We start from the raw sequence: 12,372 nt of genomic DNA on the forward strand, positions 1-12,372 counted from the left end.
GCCTCGGGCAGTCGCCGCCTTTACACACGACGGGCGCACGTCATGGCCGTTCTCTGCTCGTGCCTATTCCACGGCAAGCCGGGGACGCCATTGCCTCAGAATCTGGTGAAAGTCGTCTTCGTATCCCAAACGGTCGGGATAGACGCATCCCTGGGCCAAAAAGCCAAGCACCGTAAAAATGTCTTCGGTGATCGCTGGATCAAGAGACCAGACATCGGTTATGTCCCAAGCTCCACAACTCTCGACGCCCCACCAACACAGCAAGAAGTTGGCAACGCGCCGGCATTGGCCGGAGTCGCGCTTCGCGATTGCAATGAGTCTTTCCAGGGCCATTTTCTGATTCGTATTCATATGGGTTCCAGTTGAGGTGATGGTGGTTGTAGTGATTCAGACCGGTTCATCGAGTTGGTGTCGAAGCGTGTGGGCCAGCCGCTCTGCCGCCGCCCAGACCAGCGCGTTCTTCAACTGGGTGACGCCGCGCGCGTCGCACGCCTTGGCGAGCTGCCACAGCTCCGTGTCGTAGCCGTCCGTGGCCAGGGTTTCGATTTCGTCCTGGAAGGCGTGAAACAACGGGACGGTATCGCTGTAATAGACCAAGCCGCCGATCCCGCAACTGGCCCCGTATTCGCGCAAGTCGCGCGCCGAGTCCGTGTCCATGTTTGCGAGGAACCAGTCCTCGAAACTTCCGTATAAATTCGCATCTCGTGTTGACATGTCATGCTTCCTTTTCAAAACAAGGGCGTGTTGATCCCCGAGCGTTAAGCCCTTCCTCGCGACCGGGGTGGCCGCAGGCGATTGCCTGCGGTTGATCCGGGTCAGCGAATGGATTTGCCGAGTTGTTTTGCGATGGCCGCCACTACGGGCACCGCAACGGAGTTGCCGAACTGCCGCTTCGCGATGCCTGGGCGGGCGTGTGGGGTGAAGGATTCCGGGAATCCCTGCATGCGTGCGCATTCGCGTGCCGTCAGGCGTCGCGGTTTGCCGCCGACCAGGTAAAGCCCGGTCTTGGAGCCGGGGCCCCCAGAGTTGGCGCAAAGCGTGAAGCCCTTGCCCTTCGGCGATGCGACGCGATAGCCCTGGTTGTTTTTGCCGTCGATCAGGCCCACAACCTCGATCGCGCTTGAACGGGCTTTCGGGTTCGCCTTCTGACGCACCATGGGCTGCTCGCACTGCTCACTGGCGTCGGCGCATTCGAGAATGTCAGCCACCACCACGGAGGCATCGGTGCCATGCGGGAATTCAAACGACGGGGTGCGGTTGGTGAGCACGCTGTCGTGGATGCCCACGATGAACATGCGGCGACGGTTTTGCGCCAGGCCGAATTCGCCAGAATTCAGCACGCAGGTCTGCACGGCATACCCGAGGTCGGTCAGGACATCCAGGATGGTGTCCAGGGTCTTGCCCTTCTCGTGGCTGCCCAGCGCTTCCACGTTTTCCAGAATGAAGGTCTCTGGGGCCAAGTCGCCGATCAGGCGCGCGGTCTCAAAAAAGAGTGCCCCCTTGTCCTCGTGCCCTAAGCCCTCGCCGTCACCTGCCTGGCTGAAACTCTGACAAGGGAAGCCACCACACACGATGTTTACCTTGCCGAACATGCTGGCGGTGGCCTTGCGGATGTCGTCGCACGTTGCATAGTCGCCGGGGAAATTCGCCGCATAGGTCTTCCGGGCTGCGGCGTCGAGTTCGACGGAACCGGCACAGACCGCGCCGGACTGCTTCATGGCGATGTGAAAGCCGCCGACCCCTGAGAACAGGTCCAGGAAGCGCTTGGGTTGCGGGGTTGGCTTGCTGGCAGCGGTGGTCGGTGCTGCATTGAACTGGGCGGCCCATGCCGTCAGGGCATCGGCGGCCTTCTTCTGGCGTTTGTTGAGCTGATGTCCGTTGGTCGCTGCAACGACGGATTGCCCCATACGGCGGCCTGCATCGTGGAGCGCGTTCTGCAAATCGGCATGGTGGCCGCAATTGATCGTTAGCGGCAGCGTGCCCGAGTGGAATGGGCCGCAGCGAAAGCGAAAGCGAAATTCGGCAATCCACTGCCCTTTGTGCTGGGCAAACTGGATAACGGCCCTGACGCCATCGTGCTCGAACAGGTGCTCCCCTTGCTTGGGGACGTTGTTCACTGCGGATGCTGGAACGGAAGCAGGAGAGGGAGAGGGATTTGCGGGCGCGCTGCGCAAGTCGCACTTACGTGACATGACGAACTCCAAGCATGCGACAGCGCTCTGCGCTGTCGAACATTGCTTTGAAGTCCGTCATCCTCGGCTGGCCGTCACACCACCTGGCACTGACGGCTTTACCGAAGCGCTCCGTGCGGGTGTGCAGACCCCCGGGTTACGCGGGCAGACCGGACAGGTGCAAGCTCCTACCGATAAGTAAGAGCCTCCTTGACCCTTGCGGGCCAACTGCGTCGCGGACGGCACATAGTCCGTCAACACACTTGGACTCGGACCCTAGCATTCAGCGTGCATCGCCTAGCTAGCGGCTTGTCACATGTGCACCCTGTCGCCGTGCGCAGGATGCGAAACATGTCCGAGTGGTTGAATTTTAAGACAGGCCCAGAGATTTAGGGGCATCGGGTATCGCCGCGAGGGAAGTTAAGGTCACTTGCGTGCTAGCGCTGTAGGTCGCATGAACCACGCAACACGAACGCAAATCCCTTCAACGGCCTCAAAGGGCGCGACGCGGCTCCGTCGGCAGCTCGGCGAGCCCTTCCCCAATGTCGGTCGCCTGCAAGCTTTGCTCGATGGCGCGGGACGACCGCGAGAGCGCAGCGAGCACCTGGTCGGCGAGCTCCTTGTGCGCGGCCAAGTTAGCCCAGGGCCGGGAACAGCCCTCGGCGGCTGGCATCCAGACGATCCGGCGGCGCCCCAGTCCCTCGATGACTTGGGCGACGGTGAAGTTCTCCACCGCTCCTTCGACGCGGCCTTGCCCGTCGAAGTAAAACGCCATCTCGTCGACGGCGTCGAGCAGCGTCGCGAATGTGCGCCCTTGCAGCGCAGCATGATCCATTGCCTTGGATGCCGTGTGACTCTTGACCCATGACTTCATAGCGGCCTTTTCGTAGAGCACGGCTAGGTTCGTTGCCTTGGAACCTGGCGCGGGGGCGTCCTGGACATACGGCGGACCGTTGCCGTCCACGCGCATGCGCTCCATCTTGCTCACGGAGCGACGCAGGAAGACAGCGGCTTCGCTGGTGGTCAACAAGGCGTCATCTGGCAACATGGTGATGAGTGTCAGCACGTCCACGCGACGCATTCTCTCGCCGCGAAACTTGATCTCTTCGGCGAGTTGGGCCACCCGTTTGCTTTCTCCTGACATAGCGCCTCCTTGGATGCACCATGTTACCGCCAGCGCCTTAGTGTTCGACAATGATGGAATGGCGAACGAAACACCCAAGCAGCGCGGCTTCCTATATCGGATCATGGATTTCCATCGCGTGGTGCAGGTCTTCGAGCGCAAGGAGCTTCACTTCGCGCACCCCAGCACCTGGGACGACCCCTACGAGAAGTTCATCAAGCACCCGCGCAGCCACGCGCTCTTCGCGCAGTGTTGGACCCGCGCCTACTCGTCCGACGCCATGTGGCGCATCTACTCGCCCCATGGGCTCGGAGTTCGGATCTCCACGACCGAGGAGAAGCTCAACGCCGCTGGGAGGGCGTTCGCGACGAAGCAGAAGTTCAAGTGGCGGTCGAAGGACGTCGACTACTACAAGCTCGCGGACTTCAAGACGAAAACGCAGGAGCTCGCAAACGACCTGAAAGCAGGTTTCACCATCAAACGGGCGGCTGATGCCCTCTACATGAAGCGCGACGCTTTCGAGCACGAAGTTGAGTGGCGCGCGACGCTCTACTGCCCGGATGCAAGAGAGCAGAAGGCGGGCCTGGCGCTGCCCGTCGATCCGCACGATCTGATCCGAAACATCCTGCTGGACCCAAGAGCGCCCCAAGAGCTCGTGGACGCCTTCATCCACTACTTCAAGGACAAACTTGGGTTCAAGGGCCAAGTGAAGCGCTCCGCCCTTTACGCTTCCCCCAAGCCCATCGAGATCGCCGACCTCGACGAGCTCTAAACTTTACGCCGCAGCGGGCACCGTCTCCACCTCGGCGCTCCCCATGCTCTTTCGCGGCCTGCCCGTGCGCGGCTTGGGCGGCCTGCACACGTGGGGCGGCGGCGCGGGGATCGCGGGCCAGTCAACGGGCTTCAAGGCGTTGTAGACGTTGGGCGCCTTCAAGAACATCTGCTGCTCGATCTTCGTCAACCACTCTCGCAGCAACCGCCACTCGGCCTGGGTGTAGATCTCGGTGACGTTCGAGCGCGCGTGATTGAGGAAATAGCGCTTGATGCCTTCGGGCACTCCGATCTCGGTCATCATCCCGCCGAACGACCGGCGCAGGTCGTGCGGAGCCAGCTTCTCGACCCCGATTTCCTCGCGCAGGGATCCGAGCAGGTCGGTGGGGTCCGAGTAGTGGCCGGTCTTGGACGTGGGGTTGCGGGCGGGAAACGCGAACTTGCGCGATTTGGCTTCGAAACCGCGGCGCGCGGCCTCCTCCGCCGCCGACACCTGCCTTTGCTTCAACAGGGACAGGGCCATGGGCGCGATCGGCAAGCGGTGGTTGCGCCCGTTCTTCGTCTTGTAGAAGAAGACGTATGGGCCCCAATCCAGATCCTCCGTCAGGCAGATGTGGCTCGTGGTCTTGCGGCCAGCCCCGGCGGGCCCGTGCTCGGTCAGGAGCTCATGCCACACGCACTTCGCGTGCTCGCTTTTTCGGCACCCCCACAAGAGCATGAGGACCAGGTAGTGGATGCCGGTCTCGTTGTCGTTTTGCAGCCGCTTGCTCCACGCGGCCTCCAAGAAGGGGCCCAGCGAGGCGGACGGCCGCAGCGGGTTGCGCTTGCCCTGCTCGTCGCGCTCCCGGTCGATCTGGTCGGGCGCGCGGAAATGCTTGTTGATGCCGAGAATCTCGAACGGGTTGGCGACCACGCGCGGCTCGCGGCGCTCGCCAGCCGCCGCGATGGCCTCGACCTTGATCAGCCAGCGCACGGCGGTGAATGCAGTCCTGAACGCCTGCTCTTTGGCGGCCACGCCGTCCTTGCTGTCCAAATACTTCTTCTCGATCGCGTCCGCCGTGATCTGCGGAATGGACTTGTCGATCCAGCCGAGCTTCTCGTGCTTGCCGATGACGCGGTCGAGAACGCGCAGCGTCTCAGGCGTCGCCGGCTTCTGCTTGCGGGTCGTCAGGTGCTGCCGATAGCGGGCGAAGACCTCCCGGAGCGTGATCTCGGAGCTGGCCGCCTTCCGAGCCAGCTCGTTGGGGTTCATGCCGGTCTCGACCATCGTCCGGGCCAAGTCCGCCGCGCGCGCGCGGGCCAACTCGATCCGATTGAAGTCGGCGAAGTTGCCGACGGTGGGCATGATCGACTTGCCGTGGACCTTGCGACGAAGCACGTAGGTCTTCTTGGCGGCGACCCTCACGCCGAAGCCAGGAGGCGCCTCTCTGTTCGAGTCCCATAAGATGTAGCTGGACTTGAATTTGGAATTGTCCTTACCCCTGATCTTGCGCGGATTGGCCGCGAAGACGAGGTGTCCTCGGGCATCGATTCCGACGGGTATCTCGTCGAGGGTCAGGCCCTTGATCAGCTTGACGGTCAGGTCGGTCTTCATCGGGCCTCCGAATAAGATATGCCGAAGGGGACTGCAATACGGGTGAGGCTGCACTGAGGATTCTCACCTAATCGCAGCTAGGGGGACTGGAAACGGAGTGTAGCGGCTATGGCCAATGGACGGTCCCCAGGGAATCCCCATAAGGAGCGCGGAAGTTGAGGGCGAACTAAGGCAGTTGATGGAACATGAATAGGCGGACGTGGAGCTAACTCATTGATTTCAAAGGAAGACGGTCAAAAAGTTGAATCTCTGGGGGGAGCCGCGGACGCGCAGAAACACACCCCCATGATGGTCCAGTACCTGGCCATCAAGGCGGAGCATCCCGACACGCTCGTGTTCTACCGAATGGGTGATTTCTACGAGGTGTTCTACGGCGACGCGGAAAAAGCCGCGCGCCTGCTGGACCTCACGCTCACCCGCCGCGGCCAGTCGGCCGGCGAGCCGGTGGTGATGGCAGGCGTGCCGTTCCATTCGCTCGAGAACTACCTGGCGCGGCTCATCAAGATGGGCGAATCGGTTGCCATCTGCGAGCAGATCGGCGACGTCGCCACCAGCAAGGGGCCGGTGGAGCGCAAGGTGATGCGCGTGGTCACCCCCGGCACCCTGACCGACACCGAGCTGCTGGCCGACAAGTCCGAGGCCATGCTGCTGGCGGTGCACCAGGGCCCGCGCAACCGCGCGGGGCTGGCCTGGCTGAGCGTCACGCAAGGCGCGGTGCACCTGGCCGAGTGCGCGGCCGACGATCTTTTGGCCTGGATTGCCCGCATCGCGCCCAGCGAGCTGCTGTTCAGCGCCGACACCACGCCCGCGTTCCAGCAGCGGCTGAAGCACCTGCGGACCTCCGCCACCTTCGCCTTCACGCAGCGGCCCGAATGGCAGTTCGACACCGGCCTGGGCCAGCGCAAGCTGCTGGAGCAGCTGCAGGCGGCGTCGCTCTCCGCCTGGGGCGCGGAGGAACTGGAATGTGCGCACGCCGCGGCGGCGGCGCTATTGGCGTTCGCGGAGCACACGCAGGGCCGCGCGCTCTCGCACGTGCGCACGCTGCAGGTGCAGCGCGACGGCCAGCTGATCGAGCTGCCCGTCACCACGCGCCGCAACCTGGAGCTGGTGCAGACCTTGCGCGGCGAGGATTCGCCCACGCTGTTCTCGCTGCTGGACACCTGCATGACCGGCATGGGCAGCCGCGCGCTGAAGGACTGGATGCTGCAGCCGCCACGCGACCGCGGCGTTGCGCGGCAGCGGCTGGAGGCCATCGCGGCATTGCGCGAAGGGACCTGGCAAAAATTGCGCGGCGAATTGAAGGGCGTGAGCGACGTCGAGCGCATCACGGCGCGCATCGCGCTGCGCCAGGTGCGGCCGCGCGAGCTGGTGGGGCTGTGCCAGTCGTTGAAGAAGGCGCAGGGGCTGATCGCGGTCCTTCGACAGGCTCAGGACGAACGGGGAAGTTCCTCTCAGGACGAACGGGGAAGTTCCGTTCCAGGCGAACGGGGGAGCTCCTCTCGGGACGAACGGGGGAGTTCCGTTCGGGCTGAGCTTGTCGAAGCCCTGGCCCGCGACCTCGTGCCCCCCATCGGCTGTCCCGAGCACCTCACCCAGTCCATCCACGCGGAACCCGCCGCGCTGGTGCGCGACGGCGGCGTGATCGCCGGCGGGTTCGACGCCGAGCTCGACGAGCTGCGCGCCATCCAGGACAACTGCGACGGCTTCCTGCTGGAACTGGAAGGCCGCGAGCGCGCGCGCACCGGCATCGGCAATCTGCGGGTGCAGTTCAACCGCGTGCACGGCTTCTACATCGAGATCACGCAGGGCCAGCTGGACAAGGTGCCGGCCGACTACCGTCGGCGCCAGACCCTGAAGAACGCCGAGCGCTTCATCACGCCCGAGCTCAAGACCTTCGAGGACAAGGCGCTGTCGGCGCAGGAACGCGCGCTGCAGCGCGAGAAGTGGCTGTACGAGCAGGTGCTGGATGCCCTGCAGCCGCACGTGCCGGCGCTCACCCGGCTGGCGCGCGCCATCGCCGCGCTGGACGCGCTGTGCGCGCTGGCCGAACGCTCGCTCACGCTGAACTGGTGCCGCCCGCAATTCACGAAAGAGCCCGGCATCGAGATCGTGCAGGGCCGCCACCCGGTGGTGGAATCGCGGCTGGCGGAAACCGCCAGCGGCGCCTTCATCGCCAACGACACGCGCCTGGGCCCGAAGCAGCGCATGCAGATCATCACCGGCCCCAACATGGGCGGCAAGTCGACCTACATGCGGCAGGTGGCCATCGTCTGCCTGATGGCGTCCATGGGCTCCTACGTGCCGGCGCAAAGCTGCCGGCTCGGCCCGCTCGATGCGATCCACACGCGCATCGGCGCGGCCGACGACCTGGCCAATGCGCAGTCCACCTTCATGCTGGAGATGACCGAAGCGGCGCAGATCCTGCATGCCGCCACGCCGCAGAGCCTGGTGCTGATGGACGAGATCGGGCGCGGCACCTCCACCTTCGACGGCTTGGCGCTGGCGTCGGGCATCGCCGCCCACCTGCACGACCGCACGCAGGCCTACACCCTGTTCGCCACCCACTATTTCGAGCTGACCGAGTTTCCGGCCAAGCACCATGCCGCCGCCAACGTGCACGTGAGCGCGGCCGAGTCGGGCGCCGACATCGTGTTCCTGCACGAAATCCAGCCGGGTCCCGCCAGCCGCAGCTACGGCATCCAGGTGGCGCGGCTGGCCGGCATGCCGGGGGCCGTGGTGAACCACGCGCGCCATGCCCTTGCCGCGCTGGAGAAGCACCAGGACGACACGCGCGAGCAGGTAGACTTGTTCGCGCAGCCGCCCGAGGCGGAGGCCTCCGGGCCGAGCGCGGTGGAAGCCGCGCTATCCACCATCAACCCCGATGCGCTGAGTCCGCGCGAAGCGCTGGACGCCTTGTACTCCTTGAAAAAACTACAAACCAAGCCATGACCTATTGCGTCGGCATCAAGCTCAACGCCGGGCTGGTGTTCCTCTCCGACTCGCGCACCAACGCGGGCGTGGACAACATCAGCACCTTCCGCAAGATGATCGTGTACGAGAAGCCGGGCGACCGCTTCATGGTGCTGCTGTCGGCCGGCAACCTGAGCATCTCGCAGTCGGTGCGCGAGATCCTGCAGGTGGAACAGCTGAAGGAACGCGAGCGCGACGAACCGGTCACCATCTGGAACGCCACCAGCATGTTCGACGCCGCGCGCGTGCTCGGCCAGGCGGTGCGCCACGTGTACGACCGCGACGCCGAGGCGCTGAAGCACTCGGGCGTGGAGTTCAACGTCACCCTGATCTTCGGCGGCCAGATCCGCGGCGAAGGCATGCGCCTGTTCCAGGTGTATTCGGCCGGCAACTTCATCGAGGCCACGCCCGAGACGCCCTATTTCCAGATCGGCGAGTACAAGTACGGCAAGCCGGTGCTGGACCGCGTGATCACGCCCGACACCGCGCTGGACGAGGCCGCCAAGTGCGCGCTGGTGTCGATGGACTCCACGATGAAGTCCAACCTGTCGGTCGGCCCGCCGCTGGACCTGGTGGTGTACGAGGCCAACCGTTTCGAGACCGACCGTATCGTCTGCATCGACATGCAGAACCCGTATTTCCGCATGCTGCATTCCAGCTGGGGCGAGAAGCTGCGCGAGGTGTTCGACAGCCTGGACGACCCGGTCTGGGATGGCGCGCACACCGAGACGCCGCTGCTCACGTCCGGCCCGCGCAGCCAGCCGCTGAAAAAGCTCACGCGGCCGGACGAGAAGCTGATCTGACGCCCTTGCCGACGATCGTTTTTTCGCACGGCAACAGCTTCCCCGCCGCCACCTACGGCGCGCTGTTCAGGAACCTGCGTTCGCGCGGCTACACGGTCAAGGCGGTCGACAAGTTCGGCCACGACCCGAAGTACCCGGTCACCGACAACTGGCCGCACCTGGTGCAGCAGCTGCACGACTTCGCCGCACGCGAGGCGGACAAGGACAGCGCGCCGGTGATCCTGGCCGGCCATTCGCTCGGCGGCTTCCTCAGCCTGATGTGCGCGGCGCGCCATCCGCAGGTCGCCCGCGCCGTGGTGCAGCTGGATTCGCCGCTGCTGGGCGGCTGGAAGGCGCAGGCGCTGGCCGCCGCCAAGCGCACGCCGCTGTTCGGCGCGCTCTCGCCCGGCGCTGTGAGCCGCAGGCGCAAGAACCGCTGGCCTGATCGCGAAGCGGCGCGCGAGCATTTCCGGCACAAGAAGGCCTTCGCGAATTGGGATCCGGCGGTGCTGGACGACTACGTGAACCATGCGATGCACGACGCTGAAGGCGAGCGCACGCTGAGCTTCGACCGGGACGTCGAGACCGCGATCTACAACACCCTGCCGCACAACCTGGACCGCCTGCTGCGCCGCCATCCGCTGCGCTGCCCGCTGGCCTTCATCGGCGGCCTGCAATCCGAGGAGATGAAGCAGGTCGGCACGGCGCTCACGCATAAGATTTCGCAGGGCCGCGTGACGATGATCGACGGCAGCCACCTGTTTCCGATGGAGAAGCCGGCCGCCACGGCCGCGGCCATGGAAGCCAGCCTGCTGGCGATGGGTGTCTAGCCTTTAAAAATCGCCTCAGGGCTCCCAGACCACCAGCCCGCTCCAGGCCGTGGCCAGCACCACGATCCCGAACGCGATGCGGTACCAGGCGAACGGCGTGAAGCTGTGGCTGGAGATGTAGCGCAGCAGCCAGCGCACGCACAGCCACGCGCTGATAAACGAGAACACCAGGCCCACCGCGAACATCGGCAGGTCGTCCATCGACAGCAGCGCACGCTCCTTGAGCAGGCTGTACGCGCCGGCGCCGATCAGCGTCGGGATGGCGAGGTAGAACGAGAAATCGGTGGCGGCCTTGCGCGACAGGCCCAGCAGCATGCCGCCGATGATGGTGGCGCCGCTGCGGCTGGTGCCGGGCACCAGGGCCAGGCACTGCACCAGGCCGAGCTTGAGCGCGTCCTTCCAGTCCATGTCGTCGGCTTCCTGCACGCGCACCGCGCGCTCCTGCCGGCGCTCCACCCACAGGATGATGATCCCGCCGACGATGAAAGTGGTAGCTACCACCGCCGGCGTGAACAGGTGCGACTTGATCATCTTGCCCAGCAGCAAGCCGAACACCACCGCGGGCACGAAGGCCACCAGCACGTTCAGGCTGAAGCGCTGGGCCTGCCGCTGCGTCGGCAGCGCGGCCAGCGTGGAGCGGATCTTCTGCCAGTAGACGATGATGACGGCCAGGATCGCGCCGGTCTGGATGGCGATGTCGAACACCTTGGCCTTCTCGTCGTCGAAGTGCAGCAGCGCCCCGGCAAGGATGAGGTGGCCGGTGCTGGAAATCGGCAGGAATTCGGTCAGGCCCTCCACCACGCCCATGACGGCGGCTTTGGCCAGCAGGACAATGTCCACGCGCGCTCCTCGGCAAAAGGGCGGATTATCGCGCCCGCGACTGCCTCGCGGCCCTGCGCCGTACTACGATTCGCCATTGAGACGACCAAGGGGAAGCGCAGATGAGCAGCAACGTGTGGATCGCCGGCGTGGGGATGATCCCCTTCAAGAAACCCGGCCAGAGCATGTCATACCTGGACATGGGCGCCGCCGCCATCCGGCTCGCGCTGGAAGACGCGGGCATCGACCTCGACGAGGTCAACCAGGCCTACGCCGGCTACGTGTACGGCGACTCCACCAGCGGCCAGCGCGCGCTGTACGAAGTGGGCATGACCGGCATGCCGGTCATCAACGTCAACAACAACTGCTCCAGCGGCTCCACCGCGCTGTACCTCGCGCGCCAGGCCATCATGGGCGGCGCTGCCGACTGCGTGCTGGCCTTCGGCTTCGAGCAGATGCAGCCGGGCGCCATCACCACCCACTGGAACGACCGGCCCAACACCTTCCAGCGTTTCGAGGACATGGCCAACGAACTGGAATCGGCCAACCTGCCGCTGGCGCTCAAGTACTTCGGCGGCGCCGGGCGCGAGCACATGCAGCGCTACGGCACGCCGCTGTCCACCTTCGCCGAAGTGCGCGCCAAGGCCAGCCGCCACGCCGCCAACAACCCGTTGGCGGTGTTTCGCGACGTGGTCACGGCCGACGACGTGCTGGCATCGAAAGAGCTGTGGCCCGGCGTGCTGCACAAGCTGATGGCCTGCCCGCCGACATCGGGCGCGGCGGCGGCGCTGGTGGTGTCCGACCGCTTCGCCAAGAAGATGGCGAACACCCCCATGGTGCGCATCCTGGCGCAGCAGCTCACCACCGATTTCCGCAGCACTTTCGACTCGGGCTCGATGATCGACCTGGTGGGCTCGAAACTCACCGAAGCGGCCGCGAAGTCCGTGTACGAGCAGGCCGGCGTCGGCCCGCAGGACGTGGACGTGTGCGAGCTGCACGACTGCTTCGCGCAGAACGAGGTGCTGAGCTACGAGGCGCTGGGCTTTTGCGGCGAAGGCGAAGCGGCGCGTTTCGTGGCTGATGGCGACAACACCTATGGCGGCCAGGTGGTGGTGAATCCTTCGGGCGGCCTGCTGTCCAAGGGCCATCCGCTGGGCGCCACCGGCTTGGCGCAATGCTACGAACTCACGCGCCAGCTGCGCGGCACGGCCGGCCCGACGCAGGTGTCCGGCGCCGAGATCGGCATGCAGCACAACCTGGGCCTGGGCGGCGCGGCCGTGGTCACGCTGTTCGGCAAGGCGGCCTGAGCCGC

11 protein-coding genes are annotated in these 12,372 nt (G+C 65.1%); 6 read left to right on the top strand and 5 right to left on the bottom strand.

Going from position 1 to position 12,372, the window contains the following annotated elements:
* Nucleotides 1–366 (top strand): hypothetical protein (locus H0U68_RS04785; RefSeq protein WP_296353204.1); only part of this gene is annotated, 366 nt, incomplete at its 5' end.
* A 21-nt stretch (nucleotides 367–387) separates the two neighbouring features.
* Here the strand turns inward: H0U68_RS04785 and H0U68_RS04790 are convergent.
* From H0U68_RS04790 to H0U68_RS04800, 3 genes are all read right to left on the bottom strand, one after another.
* Nucleotides 388–714, bottom strand: a complete 327-nt coding sequence (locus H0U68_RS04790) for a hypothetical protein (RefSeq protein ID WP_296353206.1) — start codon at nucleotides 712–714, stop codon at nucleotides 388–390.
* A gap of 101 nt (nucleotides 715–815) precedes the next feature.
* Nucleotides 816–2,117: a DNA (cytosine-5-)-methyltransferase gene (dcm, locus tag H0U68_RS04795; protein WP_296353208.1), complete on the bottom strand. Its 1,302-nt coding sequence runs from the start codon at nucleotides 2,115–2,117 to the stop codon at nucleotides 816–818.
* Between the two features lie 547 nt (nucleotides 2,118–2,664).
* A complete protein-coding gene (locus tag H0U68_RS04800) occupies nucleotides 2,665–3,315 on the bottom strand; it encodes a hypothetical protein (protein ID WP_296353210.1) in 651 nt (216 codons plus the stop codon).
* Between the two features lie 13 nt (nucleotides 3,316–3,328).
* Here H0U68_RS04800 and H0U68_RS04805 point away from each other — a divergent pair, with 13 nt between their 5' ends.
* The gene (locus tag H0U68_RS04805) at nucleotides 3,329–4,066 is read left to right on the top strand and encodes a DUF2971 domain-containing protein (protein ID WP_296353212.1); all 738 of its coding nucleotides are present in this window, start codon (nucleotides 3,329–3,331) and stop codon (nucleotides 4,064–4,066) included.
* Nucleotides 4,067–4,069: 3 nt separating this feature from the next.
* On the opposite strand, the gene H0U68_RS04810 is transcribed toward H0U68_RS04805, so the two are convergent.
* Nucleotides 4,070–5,659, bottom strand: coding sequence for a tyrosine-type recombinase/integrase (locus tag H0U68_RS04810; protein WP_296353214.1), 1,590 nt, complete (start codon nucleotides 5,657–5,659; stop codon nucleotides 4,070–4,072).
* Nucleotides 5,660–5,944: 285 nt separating this feature from the next.
* On the opposite strand from H0U68_RS04810, the gene mutS reads away from it, so the two are divergent.
* The 3 genes from mutS to H0U68_RS04825 are packed head-to-tail and all read left to right on the top strand — an operon-like array spanning nucleotide 5,945 to nucleotide 10,241.
* Nucleotides 5,945–8,608 (top strand): DNA mismatch repair protein MutS, encoded by a 2,664-nt coding sequence (gene mutS / locus H0U68_RS04815; RefSeq protein WP_296353216.1) that lies wholly within the window; start codon nucleotides 5,945–5,947, stop codon nucleotides 8,606–8,608.
* Nucleotides 8,605–9,432: a proteasome-type protease gene (locus tag H0U68_RS04820; protein WP_296353217.1), complete on the top strand. Its 828-nt coding sequence runs from the start codon at nucleotides 8,605–8,607 to the stop codon at nucleotides 9,430–9,432. Before mutS ends, H0U68_RS04820 begins: the two co-directional genes overlap by 4 nt.
* 5 nt (nucleotides 9,433–9,437) lie before the next feature.
* Nucleotides 9,438–10,241, top strand: coding sequence for an alpha/beta hydrolase (locus H0U68_RS04825; protein WP_296353219.1), 804 nt, complete (start codon nucleotides 9,438–9,440; stop codon nucleotides 10,239–10,241).
* A 15-nt stretch (nucleotides 10,242–10,256) separates the two neighbouring features.
* Here H0U68_RS04825 and H0U68_RS04830 read toward each other — a convergent pair whose 3' ends face one another.
* The gene (locus H0U68_RS04830) at nucleotides 10,257–11,081 is read right to left on the bottom strand and encodes an undecaprenyl-diphosphate phosphatase (RefSeq protein WP_296353221.1); all 825 of its coding nucleotides are present in this window, start codon (nucleotides 11,079–11,081) and stop codon (nucleotides 10,257–10,259) included.
* A 101-nt stretch (nucleotides 11,082–11,182) separates the two neighbouring features.
* On the opposite strand from H0U68_RS04830, the gene H0U68_RS04835 reads away from it, so the two are divergent.
* Complete coding sequence (locus tag H0U68_RS04835) at nucleotides 11,183–12,367, top strand: lipid-transfer protein (RefSeq protein WP_296353223.1); 1,185 nt, start codon at nucleotides 11,183–11,185, stop codon at nucleotides 12,365–12,367.
* The last annotated feature ends 5 nt before the right edge of the window (nucleotides 12,368–12,372 follow it).

This window comes from Ramlibacter sp. (assembly GCF_013697775.1).
Lineage (GTDB): Bacteria > Pseudomonadota > Gammaproteobacteria > Burkholderiales > Burkholderiaceae_C > Ramlibacter.